Source organism: Nocardioides renjunii, from assembly GCF_034661175.1.
Classification (GTDB): Bacteria; Actinomycetota; Actinomycetes; order Propionibacteriales; family Nocardioidaceae; genus Nocardioides; species Nocardioides renjunii.
In genome coordinates this window covers 3342527-3356237 of the sequence record NZ_CP141058.1, presented here as the reverse complement: position 1 = coordinate 3356237, position 13711 = coordinate 3342527, and the positions used below count along the sequence as shown (strand labels likewise).

16 protein-coding genes are annotated in these 13711 nt (G+C 73.7%); 10 read left to right on the top strand and 6 right to left on the bottom strand.

All coding sequences use genetic code 11. The annotated features are described in order from the left end of the window. Positions 1 to 14 precede the first annotated feature (14 nt). Positions 15 to 929, bottom strand: a complete 915-nt coding sequence (locus SHK17_RS16050) for an AraC family transcriptional regulator (protein ID WP_322919946.1) — start codon at positions 927 to 929, stop codon at positions 15 to 17. A gap of 164 nt (positions 930 to 1093) precedes the next feature. Here SHK17_RS16050 and SHK17_RS16045 point away from each other — a divergent pair, with 164 nt between their 5' ends. Next, positions 1094 to 2674 carry a 4-hydroxyphenylacetate 3-hydroxylase family protein gene (locus tag SHK17_RS16045; RefSeq protein ID WP_172265775.1) on the top strand — a complete coding sequence of 527 codons (1581 nt, stop codon included), beginning with the start codon at positions 1094 to 1096 and terminating at the stop codon, positions 2672 to 2674. Positions 2675 to 2696: 22 nt separating this feature from the next. Here SHK17_RS16045 and yczE read toward each other — a convergent pair whose 3' ends face one another. Further along, positions 2697 to 3407, bottom strand: coding sequence for a membrane protein YczE (gene yczE, locus SHK17_RS16040; protein ID WP_322919944.1), 711 nt, complete (start codon positions 3405 to 3407; stop codon positions 2697 to 2699). 194 nt (positions 3408 to 3601) lie between these two features. Between yczE and SHK17_RS16035 the strand changes: the two genes are divergently transcribed. From SHK17_RS16035 to SHK17_RS16015, 5 genes are all read left to right on the top strand, one after another. Continuing rightward, a complete protein-coding gene (locus SHK17_RS16035; RefSeq protein ID WP_322919942.1) occupies positions 3602 to 4645 on the top strand; it encodes a LuxR C-terminal-related transcriptional regulator in 1044 nt (347 codons plus the stop codon). 147 nt (positions 4646 to 4792) lie between these two features. Further along, entirely contained in the window at positions 4793 to 4942 is a 150-nt protein-coding gene (locus tag SHK17_RS16030) for a hypothetical protein (RefSeq protein WP_322919940.1), read from the top strand. 84 nt (positions 4943 to 5026) lie between these two features. After that, entirely contained in the window at positions 5027 to 5935 is a 909-nt protein-coding gene (locus SHK17_RS16025) for a GNAT family N-acetyltransferase (RefSeq protein ID WP_322919938.1), read from the top strand. A 156-nt stretch (positions 5936 to 6091) separates the two neighbouring features. After that, positions 6092 to 6451 carry a hypothetical protein gene (locus SHK17_RS16020; protein WP_172265764.1) on the top strand — a complete coding sequence of 120 codons (360 nt, stop codon included), beginning with the start codon at positions 6092 to 6094 and terminating at the stop codon, positions 6449 to 6451. Continuing rightward, positions 6448 to 6678 (top strand): hypothetical protein, encoded by a 231-nt coding sequence (locus SHK17_RS16015; protein WP_322919936.1) that lies wholly within the window; start codon positions 6448 to 6450, stop codon positions 6676 to 6678. Before SHK17_RS16020 ends, SHK17_RS16015 begins: the two co-directional genes overlap by 4 nt. Here SHK17_RS16015 and SHK17_RS16010 read toward each other — a convergent pair. After that, positions 6665 to 7678 carry a hypothetical protein gene (locus SHK17_RS16010; protein ID WP_172265758.1) on the bottom strand — a complete coding sequence of 338 codons (1014 nt, stop codon included), beginning with the start codon at positions 7676 to 7678 and terminating at the stop codon, positions 6665 to 6667. The two genes, SHK17_RS16015 and SHK17_RS16010, sit on opposite strands and share 14 nt — an antisense overlap. A 204-nt stretch (positions 7679 to 7882) precedes the next feature. Between SHK17_RS16010 and SHK17_RS16005 the strand changes: the two genes are divergently transcribed. Genes SHK17_RS16005 through SHK17_RS15990 form a run of 4 tightly spaced genes read left to right on the top strand, consistent with a single transcriptional unit; the run spans position 7883 to position 11914 of the window. Continuing rightward, on the top strand, positions 7883 to 8920 hold the full coding sequence (locus tag SHK17_RS16005) for an iron-siderophore ABC transporter substrate-binding protein (protein ID WP_322922043.1): 1038 nt from the start codon (positions 7883 to 7885) through the stop codon (positions 8918 to 8920). Continuing rightward, positions 8917 to 9969: a FecCD family ABC transporter permease gene (locus tag SHK17_RS16000; protein WP_322919934.1), complete on the top strand. Its 1053-nt coding sequence runs from the start codon at positions 8917 to 8919 to the stop codon at positions 9967 to 9969. Before SHK17_RS16005 ends, SHK17_RS16000 begins: the two co-directional genes overlap by 4 nt. Then, complete coding sequence (locus tag SHK17_RS15995) at positions 9966 to 11051, top strand: FecCD family ABC transporter permease (RefSeq protein WP_322919932.1); 1086 nt, start codon at positions 9966 to 9968, stop codon at positions 11049 to 11051. Before SHK17_RS16000 ends, SHK17_RS15995 begins: the two co-directional genes overlap by 4 nt. Beyond that, the gene (locus SHK17_RS15990; protein ID WP_322919930.1) at positions 11048 to 11914 is read left to right on the top strand and encodes an ABC transporter ATP-binding protein; all 867 of its coding nucleotides are present in this window, start codon (positions 11048 to 11050) and stop codon (positions 11912 to 11914) included. Before SHK17_RS15995 ends, SHK17_RS15990 begins: the two co-directional genes overlap by 4 nt. 28 nt (positions 11915 to 11942) lie before the next feature. Here the strand turns inward: SHK17_RS15990 and SHK17_RS15985 are convergent, their stop codons facing one another. The 3 genes from SHK17_RS15985 to SHK17_RS15975 are packed head-to-tail and all read right to left on the bottom strand — an operon-like array spanning position 11943 to position 13695. Next, positions 11943 to 12695, bottom strand: a complete 753-nt coding sequence (locus tag SHK17_RS15985) for a class I SAM-dependent methyltransferase (RefSeq protein ID WP_322919928.1) — start codon at positions 12693 to 12695, stop codon at positions 11943 to 11945. A 20-nt stretch (positions 12696 to 12715) separates the two neighbouring features. Then, entirely contained in the window at positions 12716 to 13282 is a 567-nt protein-coding gene (locus tag SHK17_RS15980) for a GNAT family N-acetyltransferase (RefSeq protein ID WP_322919927.1), read from the bottom strand. After that, entirely contained in the window at positions 13279 to 13695 is a 417-nt protein-coding gene (locus tag SHK17_RS15975) for a VOC family protein (protein ID WP_172265752.1), read from the bottom strand. Before SHK17_RS15975 ends, SHK17_RS15980 begins: the two co-directional genes overlap by 4 nt. Between the last annotated feature and the right edge of the window lie 16 nt (positions 13696 to 13711).

The following is a 13711-nucleotide window of genomic DNA, read 5'->3' as shown; positions in this document are numbered from 1 at the left end:
CGGGGCGTCGGCGATCAGGACCGCAGCGTCTGCGAGGGCGACACCCCGAAGCGGTCGCGGTAGGCCGCCGCGAACCGGCCCAGGTGGGTGAAGCCCCAGCGGTGGGCCGCGGCGGCCACGGTGGTGCCGCCGGCGACGAGGTCGGCGTGGACCCGGTCGAGCCGGATCTCGTGCAGCACCGTCAGGGGCGCGGCGCCGCGGTGCTCGCGGAAGCCCTGCTGGAGGCGCCTGATCCCGACCCCGGCGATGCCGGCGAGGTCGGACGCGGTCCACTGGCGGGACGGGTCGGCCTCGAGGGCGTCGACGACGCGCGTGACGATGCGCGGCTGCAGCGAGTGGCGGTCCACGTCCTCGGGGTAGCACGCCATGACCAGCGCGGCGGTGAGCGTGGCGCCCAGCCGCCGGGCGACCGGGTCGTCGCCGACCAGCTCGGGCCTGCGCAGCGCCTCGGCGCCGATCGAGGACACCAGCGTGAGCCACATCAGCCCGGCGCCGCCCCGCAGGTCGAGCTGCTGCGGCATCGCCCTGGTCGAGGAGCCGACGAGGGTGGCGACCTCCTTGTCGAGGTAGTCGCGCTCGACCCGCATGCCGAGGATCGAGCAGTCGGCCGACCAGTGGGTCATGCTCGTGCGGACGTCGGGTGGGCACACGGTGGCCTGGCCGTCGACCGAGAGCACGTGGCGCTCGCCCAGCCGCGCCTCGAGGACACCGCTGCGCGGGACGTTGACCGCCCACGCACCGGGGTGGTCGGACTCGACGGCCACGTCCGAGCCCCAGCCGATGCGTGCCAGCCGGACCGACCCCAGGGTGACGGCGCGCAGGGTGGCGTCGGGGCCCGGGCGTTCGCGCTGCACCGTCAGGCGGTGCGGGAAGTAGGCGTCGCTGACCGCGCCGGACAGGGCGTCGTAGTCGACCTCGGGCCGTGGCACGCGCACCTCCTCGTCGTCCGGGCCAGTGCACGGGACTCGGGCCTGTGACGCGAGACATGCTACGGCCGCGCGCGTCAGCGCGCGAGCGTCTCCGTCGCGCAATGCGGACAGGCGGTGCGCGATGCGGATCGACAGGGCGGTCGCGGCGTCCCTAGCGTCCCGCCATGGACACCCTGACCGCGAGCGCGACCCACGAGGGCGCGCCGAGCGTCAACCCGGCGGCCGGCTCGCCGGCCAACCGCCGGCAGAGCTTCGCGTCGCGTCCGATGACCGGTGACGAGTACGTCGAGTCGCTGCGGGACGACCGCGAGATCCACCTCGGCGGCGAGCGGGTCGCCGACGTGACCACCCATCCCGCCTTCCGCAACCCGGTGCGGATGACCGCGCGCCTCTACGACGCCCTGCACACGGGGCCCCACGTCGACGAGCTGACCGTCCCCACCGACACCGGCAGTGGTGGGGTGACGATGCCGTTCTTCCGCACGCCGACGTCGTCCGCGGACCTGCTCAGGGAGCGCGACGCGATCGCCCGCTGGGCGCGGATGACGTGGGGGTGGATGGGCCGCTCGCCCGACTACAAGGCCAGCTTCCTGGGCACGCTGCACGCCAACAAGGAGCTCTACGCGCCGTTCCAGGAGAACGCCGAGCGCTGGTACCGCGAGTCGCAGGAGAAGGTCCTCTACTGGAACCACGCGATCATCAACCCGCCGGTGGACCGCCAGCTGCCGCCCGACGAGGTCGGTGACGTCTACATGAAGGTGGAGAAGGAGACCGACGCCGGCCTGGTCGTCTCCGGCGCCAAGGTCGTCGCGACGGGGAGCGCGATCACCCACTACAACTTCATCGGCCACTACGGGCTGCCGATCCGCAAGAAGCAGTTCGCGCTGGTGTGCACCGTGCCGATGAACGCCCCGGGCGTGAAGCTCATCTGCCGCACGTCCTACGCCCAGCAGGCCGCCCGGAACGGGTCGCCGTACGACTACCCGCTGTCGAGCCGCATGGACGAGAACGACACGATCTTCGTCTTCGACAAGGTGCTCGTGCCGTGGGAGAACGTCTTCATGTACGGCGACGTCGACCGCGTCAACGCCTTCTTCCCCCAGTCGGGCTTCCTGCCCCGGTTCACCTTCCAGGGCTGCACCCGCCTGGCCGTGAAGCTCGACTTCCTCGCCGGCCTGCTCCTGAAGGCGCTCGACTGCACCGGGTCCGGGGGCTTCCGTGGCGTGCAGACGCGCGTCGGTGAGGTGATCGGCTGGCGCAACCTGTTCTGGTCGCTGTCGGAGTCGATGGCCCGCGACCCCGAGCAGTGGGTGGGCGATGCCGTCATCCCGAAGCTGGAGTACGGCCTCACCTACCGGATGTTCATGATGCAGGGCTACCCGCGCGTCAAGGAGATCATCGAGCAGGACGTCGCGTCGGGGCTCATCTACCTGCCGTCCGGTGCCGCCGACTTCCACTCGCCGGAGGTGCGGCCCTACCTCGACAAGTACGTCCGCGGCTCCGACGGGATCACGGCCGTCGAGCGGGTCAAGGTGATGAAGGCGCTGTGGGACTCGATCGGCTCCGAGTTCGGCAGCCGGCACGAGCTCTACGAGCGCAACTACTCGGGCAACCACGAGAGCGTGAAGGCGGAGCTGCTGCACGCCGCGCAGGCGCGCGGCGACGTCGACGCGATGAAGGGCTTCGCCGACGAGTTCCTCTCCGAGTACGACCTCGACGGCTGGACGGTGCCCGATCTCTTCTGACGCCCGCCTCCGCCCCGCTGCGCTACCGCTCGCCGGTGCGCCGCGGTCGCTGCGGTGCGCGCAGCGAGACGGTGAAGCGGGGCAGCAGCGCCTGGGTGACCGGCCCGATCGTCACCGCGAAGACCACCGTGCCGGGACCGATCACCCCGCCCAGCAGCAGCCCGACGGCCACCACCGCGACCTCGAGCCCGGTGCGCACCAGTCGCAGGGACAGCCCCGTGCGGCGGGCCAGGCCGGTCATCAGCCCGTCCCGGGGACCGCGCCCGAGCTGCGCCCCGATGTAGAGGGCGGTGGCGAGCCCGCACATCGCGACGCCGAGCAGCATCATCAGGAGGCGTGCGGCCAGGTGGTCCGGCCGGTCGATCAGCGGCATGGTGAGGTCGCAGACGACCCCGACGACGACGGCGTTGGACAGCGTGCCGAGGCCGGGCTTCTCCCTCAGCGGGACCCACAGCAGCAGCACGACGAAGCTGACCGCCACGACGGCCTGCCCGAGCGTCAGGGGCACGTAGCGGGTGATGCCCGACTGGAGGACGTCCCAGGGCGCGAGGCCGAGGTCGGCACGGACCATCACGGTGAGCGAGGCGCCGTAGACCGCCAGCCCCGCGTACAGCCGGAGGAGCCGGGCGCCGAGGCGTCCGGCGCGCAGCTGCTCGACGGGGCCCAGGTCGACGAGCGACGCCCTGCCGGCGGGGCTGCCGGCGGGGCACGCCTCGCCGTCGTCGTGCTCCACGAGCGCCGTCGTGCACGCGGCTCCGCCCTGCGGTGCTGTCCCTCGTCTGCGTCCTGGCACGGTGCCGGTCCTTCCTCGGATGGTGGCGGGCGGGAGCCCGCCTCCTCATCCTCACCGCGCCGGGGTGGGGGCGCGATCGGCAATGGCTGCCACGGCCGACACCTGCCGACGGCGGGCGGACGAGGGGAGTGGACGTGACCGGACACCACGACGCCGTGTGGCTCGACGAGCGGCACCGCTCCCTCCTGGTGGAGGTGCTGCGGTCGCGCTCGTCGTCACTGGCCGAGCTCACCCGGCCCGACCTCGGCGGCGACGTGCTGACCAGCCTGCACCGCCTCCGCGACGCCGGCTTCGTCGAGATCGACGGCGACGTGGTGACCGCGGTCCCTCCCGACGCGGCGGTGGCCGGGGTCGCGACCGCGGCTCTGGGGCGCCAGCGGGAGTCGCTCGCGGCGCTCACCCGGCTGGTGCGGCAGCTGCCCTCGATGTCGCGGGCCTGGGACATGGGCCAGACCCCCCACGACTACGACGTGCGCGGCGAGGTGATCGAGGGCGACGAGCGCGCCACGCAGCGCTGGGCGAGCGTGACCCAGCAGCGACCGCCGCTCGACCCGGGCGTGGCCTACGGCCACTTCGGCCCCGTGCACGAGCAGCTGCTGCCCCACCTCGCCGCCGCCGGCGCCGCCTCGCAGGAGGCGGGCGCCCGGATGCGGGTCATCCTCCCGGCCGACCAGCTCGGTGACACGGCCAACCGCGAGGCCTGCGACACGCTCGTCGCGTCGGGCGTCGACGTACGCCTCGCGACGACGGTGCCCACGTGGCTCTACGTCGACTCCGGCGTGATGGCCGGGATCCCGCTCCGCTGGGGGGCGCCGGGGCCGCACGGGTTCGTGCTGGTCTACGACCCGGCCCTCATCGACGCCGTGGGCTCGATCTTCGACCGCTGGTGGACCTCGGCGACGCCGTGGCCGATGGAGCCGGCGGGGTGGCTGCCGGTGATGCGCCTGCTCGCCCGGGGCCGCACCGACGAGCAGGTCGCCGCCATCCTCGGCATGGGCGTGCGCACCGTGCGTCGCCGGATCGCGGAGGCGATGACCCACTTCGGCGTCTCCTCGCGCTTCGAGCTCGGGATGCACTGGGCGCAGCGCTCGCGACCGCACAACCACGTGGCGCTGGACCTCGACATGGGCCAGCTCCCGGCCCGGCCGGTGGACCGGCCGGCGCAGTCGTTGCCATGACAGGTTCAGGCCGACGCGGTTCGTTGACCCGTCGTCCGCGCCGCGTGTTGAGTTCAGGAGGGCGAGCCGCCGCGTCGACAGACCGCTCCCGGCCCGCCTCGCGGCCGCCACAGGCCGTCCACCGTCCCGTCCCGGAGAGAACCCGACATGCACACCACCGATCGTCCCCGCCGTCGTCGCACCGCCGGTTCCGTCGAGGCCGCCGTGCGCCTCGCCGAGTGGCGCACCCGGCAGGCCCGCCTCATCGACTCCGACATCCGCCTGCTCACCGACTGGCCCCGCGGCGGACCCCGGTGACCGGCGCCCACCGGTGCCATACTCGTCCGTCCAGGTGTCCGCGCAGCCCGCGGCCACCAGAGTGCGACTGACGAGGATCCGCACGTGCCCGTTCCCTCACCCCCTCTCGCCGGCCTCGACTGTCGCGGGCTGAGGCTGGCTGACCAGTCCTCCGTCGCGGCCCTCGTCGCGGCGTCGGAGCGGTACGCGTTCGGGCACCCCGTCACCACCCCTCTCGACCTCGTGTCCCGGTGGCAACGACCCGGCTTCGACCTGCCCGGCAGCAGCCTCGGCTACTTCGACGGCGCGGTGCCGGTCGCGTTCGGCGAGCTCGGGTCGTCGGCCGACCTGGTCGTCCACGTGTCGCCCCTGCGCCGGGGGGAGGGGCTCGGCAGCGACCTCGCCGAGTGGGGGGAGGCCGTCGCCCGCCGCCGTGGCTTCTCGACCCTGCGCCAGATGACCGCTGCCTCCGACGTGGCGGCGGCCGCCGCCCTCGCCGAGCGCCAGTACGTCCGCGGTGACACGACCTGGATCCTGGTCGCGGGCGCGCCCGAGGACGCGCCTCCCGCCGCCCCCGACCTCGTCGTGCGCCCGCCACGCACGGACCAGCGCGCGGTGGCCGACCGCCTCCTCGAGCGCCACGGCGACCTCGCGGTGCGCCGAGCACCGGACCTCGGCGGCCGGCTGGTGGTGACGGGCCACGACCCGTGGGAGCTGTCCGCGGAGTCGGTGCAGGTGGCCACGGTCGACGAACGGGTCGTCGGCGCCTGCGTCGCCGAGGACGCGGGCAGCATCTGCTGGATCCGCCAGCTGTCGGTCGACACCGACCACCGGGGGCGCGGGATCGCGCGCATGCTCCTGCTGGCGACCCTCCGGGCCGCGGCGGGACGCGGCCGCGAGCGCGTCAGCCTCGTGCTGCCCTCCGGCCCGCACCTGCCGTCGCTCCACGACTGGCCCGGCCTCGTGGTCGCCGCCGAGCTGTGGGCCTGGCGCCGTCCCCTGTTCGTCCGCTGACCGGCGCCCTCGCGCCCGGGCGCACCGGAGTTGCTGCCACGGCAGCTCCCGGACAGCCATTTCCCTCGCCCTCGGGCACCCGCGCTGCCTAGCGTTCTCGGCACCGGCACCCGCGCTCCGCGGGACTCCAGCCGGCCCACCAGGACAGGAACCAGGATGCGTACGACAACCGTCATCATCGCCTCGGCCGTCAGCTCGATGGTCCTCGGCATCCCCGCCGCGGCGCAGGCCCGGCAGGACGACGCCCCGGCGTCGAGCGACACCAGGAACACCCCCGTGGTCACCAAGGCCGAGTACCGCAAGGTCCACGACGGGACCGACCTCACCCGGGTCCACCGGGTCTTCGGCACGTCCGGCAAGAAGATGACCTCCAACCCGGGCGACCCGCTGGCCAACCAGCCGGCGACCCAGAGCCGCGAGTACCGCACGGGGTCGAAGTACGGCTTCGTGTCCGTCTACTACGTGCGGGTCGACGGCGCGTGGGTCGTGACGCGCAAGGCGGTGTACTGGGGATGAGCGACGCCGAGCTCTACGAGCTGCGCCGCCGCACCCTGGCCCTCGAGCGCCGTCTCGACGCGCTCGACGGCGGCACACCGGCCGCCTCCGGGCCCGAGGGGGACGCCGAGCTCGAGCGACTCGTGAGCGAGGGGTCGGCGATGCTGGCGATCGTGCGCTACCGCGACCTGACCGGCGTCGGCATGGCGGAGGCCAGGACGGCCGTCGACGCCCTCATGAGGGGCTGAGCGGCTCCCCGGCGGCCGGGTCGGGGACGCCCTCGGCGGCGTGGCCCTGCTGGGCCCAGTGCATGCCGAGCTCGAAGCGGGAGTAGACCCCGGCGTCCTCCATCGCCATCGAGATGCGCCGCCTCACCGTGCGGACACCGAGCTCGAGGATCGCGGCGATCTGCTCGTCGGCGAGGCCCAGTCCGAGCAGCTGCATGACCGGCTCCCAGCCCGACCCGACCAGCGGCCAGGGCGTCGCTGCCCGCCACCACCGGTCGAAGATCTGGTCCACCGGCTCCATGAGGACCGGGTCGTAGAGCAGGACGATGCCGTCGGCGGGCAGGCGGGCACCCCAGGTGAGGGGCAGGCCCGCCATCACGCCGGGGTCGCTGTAGATGTAGGACGGCACGTTCGCGGCCACCCGCATCTCGATGCCGGCCACGGCGAACGCGTCGACGGCCTCCCGGTTGTCGGGGTCGGTCATCTGGTCGACCGGCAGGAGCATCTTCATCCCGTGCCCGCGTGCCTCGAAGGTCGCCTGCACGACGTCGAGCTGGTGTCGGTACTGCGCCCGCACGAAGGGGATGTCGCCGTAGGAGCACCCCGGGTCGGCGGGCGGTCGCTCCTCGCTCACGGCGTACCACCGGTCCGCGAGCGACTCCGCGCTCCCGTGCAGGACCTCCCCCTGGAGGTGGCTGGCGCGCTGGGCCCGCCCGTCGTCCCAGGCGTCGGACAGGGTCGGCAGCAGCCGGACCAGGTGGTCGAGGGCGTCGAGCGCCTCGCGCTCGCGGGCCAGGGCCGAGCCCGCGATGCGCGACAGCGCCTCGCCCGGTGGGACGGGCGTCAGGTCGGGGCCATCGCCGCGCAGGAAGCCGGCCTCGCGCAGCGCCGCCAGGCTCTCCGGGACGTCGTCGTCGGCGAAGGTCTCCGACAGGCTGGACGCGGACGACGTACGCGTGCGCAGCAGGAGCAGCAGCAGCTCGGTGCGGCGCTCGTCCAACCACTCGTCGTGATCGGTCACTCTCCCCCCTCGGGGCGCAGGGCCTCGTCCTCGGCACGGCGGGCGGCCGAGGGCTGGTTCGCGGCGGAACCGGCTCGCAGCCTACTGCGGCGCCGCTCCGCCTGCCCGCGACCGGCCGGGTGCGGGGCCGGTGGCCAGCAGCGGAGGAGCAGAAGTAAGGTAAGCCTTACCTATTGTCTCGATGTGAGGATCTCCGTGACTCCGATGAAGAAGCTGGCGGCACCGGCCGCAGCGGTCCTGCTCTCCCTCAGCCTCGCCGCGTGCGGCGACGAGGCGGCCTCCGACGACACGGCCTCCGACGACGGCGGCTCCAGCGCCGCCGAGTGGGAGCCCGTCACCATCACGCACGCCTACGGCGAGACCGTGATCGAGGAGAAGCCGGAGCGCGTCGCCACGATCGACTTCGCCAACCAGGAGGTGCCCTTGGCCCTCGGCGTCGTGCCCGTCGGCATGTCCGAGATGACGTGGGGCGACGACGACGGCGACGGCGTCCAGCCGTGGACCGAGGAGAAGCTCGAGGAGCTCGGCGCCGAGACCCCGGTGCTCTTCGACGAGACTGACGGCTACGACTTCGAGGCCATCGCCGGCACCGAGCCCGACGTCATCCTCGCCGGCTACTCCGGGATGACGGAGGACGACTACGACACGCTGAGCGAGATCGCTCCCGTCGTCGCCTTCCCGGACGACCCGTGGGCGACCGAGTGGCGCGACTCGCTCATGCAGAACGCCCGCGGCCTCGGCATGGAGGAGGAGGGCGAGCAGCTCGTCGCCGACGTCGAGCAGTCGATCGAGGACGCCGTCGCCGCGCACCCCGAGCTCGAGGGTGCCACCGGCATGTTCCTCACTCACGTCGACCCGGCCGACCTCAGCGAGGTCAACTTCTACAGCGCCGCCGACACGCGCTCGAAGTACCTCACCGACCTCGGCATGGAGATCGCGCCGAGCGTCGTCGAGGCCACCGGCGACAGCGGTGACTACGCCGGCTCGATCAGCGCCGAGCGCGCGGACGAGCTGGCCGACGCCGACGTGATCATCACCTACGGCGGCGACGAGCTCATCGACGCGCTCGAGGGCGACCCGGTCCTGTCCCAGCTCCCTGCGGTGAAGAACAAGGCCATCGTCAACCTCGACGGCACCAAGCCGATCGGCACGGGCGCCAACCCGACGCCGCTGTCGGTGCCCTACCTCGTCGAGGAGTACGTCGGCCTGCTCGCCGAGGCAGCCGCCTACACCAACGAGTGAGCACCACCGCCCCGGCCACCCGTACGCCCGTCGGGCCCGCTGCACCCCTGCAGCGGACCCGGCGGGCGCGCGGTGCGTGGCTGCTCGCCTCCGTCGCGGTGCTGGTCGTGGCGTGCGCTGCCTCGGTCGTCCTCGGGTCCCGCGACGTCGACTGGGCCGACATCTGGGCCGGCCTGACGGGCGACACCGACGGCTTCGCCCAGGCGGCAGTCGCCAAGCGCGTCCCCCGTACGGCCCTCGCCGTCGTGGCGGGCGCCGCGCTCGCCGTGTGCGGGCTGGTCCTGCAGGGCATCACCCGCAACCCGCTCGCGGACCCCGGCATCCTCGGGGTCAACGCCGGAGCGTCCCTCGCGGTGGCGGTCGGCATCGCCTGGTTCGGGCTGTCGACGGCCACCGGCTACATCTGGGTCGCCATCCTCGGGGCCGCCGTGACCTCCCTCTTCGTGTGGACCATCGGCTCGCTCGGGCGGGGCGGGACGACACCCCTCAAGCTGACCCTCGCCGGCGCCGCGACCACCGCGACGCTCACGTCGTTCATCACCGCCGTGGTCCTGCCGCGCCCGGACATCTCCGAGAACGTCGTCTCGTGGCAGATCGGCGGCGTGGGCGGTGCCACCGACGACAAGCTGTGGCAGATGGCGCCGTTCCTCCTCGCCGGCGGCCTGCTGTGCGCCTGGTGCTCGCGCGGCCTCGACATGCTGGGCCTCGGCGACGAGCTCGCCGCCGGGCTGGGTGAGCAGGTGGCGCGCACGCGGCTGCTGGCCGCGCTGGGCGCGGTGACGCTCGCCGGGGCGACCACGGCCGTGACGGGTCCGGTCGCGTTCGTCGGGCTCGTCGTCCCGCACTTCTTCCGGATCCTGATCGGCGTCGACCACCGGTGGCTCATGCCCTTCAGCGCCGTCGGCGGCGCCGTCCTGCTCGTGGTGGCCGACGTCCTGGGCCGGGTGGTCGCACCGCCGTCGGAGGTCGACGTCGGCATCATCACCGCCATCGTCGGCGGTCCTGTCTTCATCGCCGCCGTCCGGCGGGGCCGGGTGCGCGAGCTGTGAGCGCGCCGCAGAGCACCGACCAGCGACCCCCCGGGCTGGCCGACCCGGCGCCCGCCGTGCTCGACCGCGTCCGCGCGGGTCGACGGGCGCGACGGCGTCGGCGTGCCACGGCGATCGGCGTGCTGGCAGCGCTCGTCGCGGCGGCGTACGCCGGCAGCCTGATGCTCGGCCCCACCGTCTACCCGCCCTCCGACGTCCTCGCGGTGGTCCTCGGGCAGGAACCGCCGGGTGCCCAGTTCGTCGTCGGCCGCCTGCGCCTGCCGCGCGCGTCGCTGGCCGTGCTCGTCGGGCCGGCCTTCGGCCTCGCCGGCGCCACCTTCCAGACGCTGCTGCGCAACCCGCTCGCAAGCCCCGACATCATCGGCGTCACCGAGGGCGCGAGCGCCGCGGCCGCGGTGGCGATCGTGAGCTTCTCGCTCAGCGGGCTGCTGGTCTCGTGGCTGGCGGTCGCCGCCGGGATCGGGGTCGCCCTGACCATCTACCTGCTGGCCTACCGCCGCGGGGTCGCCGCCGGCACCCGCTTCGTCCTCATCGGCATCGGCGTCGCCCTGATGATGCAGAGCGTCATCTCCTGGCAGCTCGAGCGCGCCCGCAACTTCGAGCTCGCCGAGGCGATGCGGTGGTTGACCGGCAGCCTCAACGGCGCCCTGTGGCGCGACAACCTGCTCGTCCTGGCCGCGCTGCTGGTGCTCGGGACGGCGATCCTCCTGCAGGCCAGGAGCCTGGACGCCTCGCAGCTCGGCGACGACACCGCGTCCGCCCTGGGCGTCCGCGTCGAGCGGCTCCGACTGCTGGCCATCGTCTCGGCCGTGGGCCTGGTCTGCTTCGCGACGGCGGCGTCCGGGCCGATCGCGTTCCTCGCGTTCCTCTGCGGGCCCATCGCGGCGAGGATCGTCGGGCCGCGCGGCTCGTTGCTCGTGCCGGCGGCGCTGGTCGGCGCGCTGCTCACCCTCGTCGCGGACTTCGTCGGGCAGCACGCCTTCGGCACCCGCATGCCCGTCGGTGTCGTCACCGGCATCCTCGGGGCGCCCTACCTGATCTACCTCATCGTCCGCGTCAACCGAGTCGGAGGCACCGTGTGAGCCCGTCGACAGCTGTCCCGCCCCGCCTGGAGATCTCCGGGCTCACGCTCGGCTACGGCGACCGCGAGGTCATCCACGGCCTCGACCTCGTCATCGCGCCGGGGGAGGTGACCGCCATCGTGGGTCCCAACGCGTGCGGCAAGTCCACCCTGCTGCGGTCGATGACCCGCCTGCTGCCGCCGCGCGCGGGCCGGGTCGTCCTCGACGCGGAGTCGGTGCACGCCATGCCCGCCAAGCAGCTCGCCCGACGCCTCGGCCTGCTGCCGCAGTCGCCCATCGCGCCGGAGGGCATCACCGTCGGCGACCTGGTCGGTCGCGGACGCCACCCCCACCAGCGGGCGTTCGCCCGGTGGTCGGCGGCCGACGACCGCGCGGTCGCGGCGGCGCTCGAGGCGACCGACACCGCCGAGCTCGTCGACCGGGCCGTCGACGAGCTCTCCGGCGGCCAGCGCCAGCGGGTCTGGATCGCGATGGCCCTGGCCCAGGAGTCGGAGGTCCTGCTCCTCGACGAGCCCACGACCTTCCTCGACGTCAGCCACCAGGTGGAGGTGCTCGACCTGCTCACCGACCTCAACCGGGCCAAGGGCACGACCATCGTCATGGTCCTGCACGACCTCAACCTCGCGGCCCGCTACGCCGACCACCTCGTCGCCCTGCAGGACGGACGGCTGTACGCCGCCGGCCACCCGCGCGACGTGCTCGTGCCGGACCTCGTGGAGGACGTCTTCGGCCTGTCGAGCACGATCATCGACGACCCGGTGTCGGGCCGCCCCCTGATGATCCCCATCGGCCGGCATGGCGTCCTGGCCCAGCGCGGCGGGTCCACCGACCGGCGGATCGACAGGCCGCGGGGTGGGTACTGACGACCACGGCCGCAGTGGGGCAGGCGGCTCAGGCCCCGCCGGCTCCCCCCCGTGGTTGGCGGGGCCGTTGCCCGCCCCGCACCGGTCGCCGGTGGAGGTCAGGCCTCAGGACGGCCTGGTCCACTCGATCGTGTGCCGGAAGGCCAGGCGGTGCCGCATCGTCGCGCCCGGCATCGCGGCCGTGACGTGACCGTGGAGCTCGTCGTACGTCATCGTCGGCTCCCGCACCGGGTAGGGCGGGGGGCCGGACACCCTCGCGCGCGGGCCACGGGTGGAGCACGAAGCCGATCGCCGGGTTCGTCAGGATCGACGCGGCGTCCCAGACGTGGTCGGTCACGCTCTGCGACTGCGCCAGCCCGACCGCCAGGAACCGTCCCCCCGGCGCGAGGAGCTCGCGCACCTCGGCGAGGGCCGTCGGGACGTCGAGGTGGTGCAGGACGGCGACCATCGTGACCAGGTCGAAGGGACCCCCCACGTCGGTCCACGCACCGTCCTCGACGGAGACGTTGGCCGCGCCGCGACAGCGCGCGGCGGCCTCGCGCGCCATGGCCGGGTCGGCGTCGTTGCCCACGACGCGACCGAAGTGCGGTGCCAGGGCGGCCACCAGCCCGCCCTGGCCACAACCGACGTCCAGGGCGGCTCGGCGCTGCTCGGGGAGGTTCGCGAGGATCCAGCCGTGGAACCAGTCGTTGTGGCTCCACGGGTGCCGCGCGTTGAGGCGCGCCACCGCGGTCGACACGGAGCCGCCCGCCCACGTCCTCGCCCATCCTCGGAACGCCACGGGCGCGAGTCTGCCGCAGGTCAGCGGCCCGCCCGTGACCGCCACTCGTCCTCGAGCATCGCGAACACGAGCTGGGTGGCCCACTCGCCCTTGAAGTGCACCCCGTCGACCATCCGGCCCTCCTGGCGGAACCCGAGGCGACCGAGCAGCCGCGCCGAGGCGTCGTTGCCCTCGATGACCACGGCGCAGATGCGGTGGAACCCGAGCTCGCCGAACCCGAGGCGCAGCATCGCGGTGGCCGCCTCGGCGGCGTAGCCCTGTCCCTGGTGGTCGCGGCCGAACGCGAAGCCGACCTCGCCCTGGCGGTCCGAGGCCCACTTCAGCAGCACCTCGCCGATGACCCGACCACGCGCGCGGTGCTCGACCGCGAGCACCAGCCACTGGCCGGGAGCCTCGAGCTCGGTCTGCGTCAGCTTCACCCGCAGCGTCTCCTCGGTCGCGGCGCGGTCGCGCACCGGCCACGGCACGTGGCGTACGACGTCGGGGTCGCCGTGGAACCGGGCGAGGTCGTCGAGGTCGTCCATCCGGTGCGGGCGCAGCAGCAGCCGCTCCGTCCCGATCGGCAGCTCTAGGCCCAGCCCGGTCACAGGGAGAAGTACCCGTCGGCGAGGCTCCGCAGCACGCAGAACTCGTTGCCCTCGGGATCGGCCAGCACGACCCAGCTCTCGTCGCCGGTCTGGCCGACATCGGCATGGGTCGCGCCGAGCGCCAGCAGCCGCTCGACCTCCTCGTCGCGGGAGCGGTCGACGGGGGAGAGGTCGAGGTGCATCCGGTTCTTCACCACCTTGTCCTCCGGCACCGCGGCCAGGAACATCGTCGGCGGCACCGGTCCGGACCGCACGGCGTCGAGCAGCGCCTGGTCGCTGGCCCGGTCGGGGCCGATCTCCACGAGGCCCGGCTCCCGGTCGAGGACCACCCAGTCCAGCGCCGCCGTCCAGAAGCCGGCGAGCAGCTCGGGGTCGTGGCAGTCGAGCGAGATCTCGGTCAGTCGGGAGGCCATGGCCCGATCCAAGCAC

Coding starts and splice junctions, on each gene's coding strand:
- SHK17_RS16020 (WP_172265764.1), top strand. CDS start 6,092: ATGCGTACGACAACCGTCATCATCGCCTCGGCCGTCAGCTCGATGGTC.
- SHK17_RS16015 (WP_322919936.1), top strand. CDS start 6,448: ATGAGCGACGCCGAGCTCTACGAGCTGCGCCGCCGCACCCTGGCCCTC.
- SHK17_RS16045 (WP_172265775.1), top strand. CDS start 1,094: ATGGACACCCTGACCGCGAGCGCGACCCACGAGGGCGCGCCGAGCGTC.
- SHK17_RS16030 (WP_322919940.1), top strand. CDS start 4,793: ATGCACACCACCGATCGTCCCCGCCGTCGTCGCACCGCCGGTTCCGTC.
- SHK17_RS15975 (WP_172265752.1), bottom strand. CDS start 13,695: ATGGCCTCCCGACTGACCGAGATCTCGCTCGACTGCCACGACCCCGAG.
- SHK17_RS16005 (WP_322922043.1), top strand. CDS start 7,883: ATGAAGAAGCTGGCGGCACCGGCCGCAGCGGTCCTGCTCTCCCTCAGC.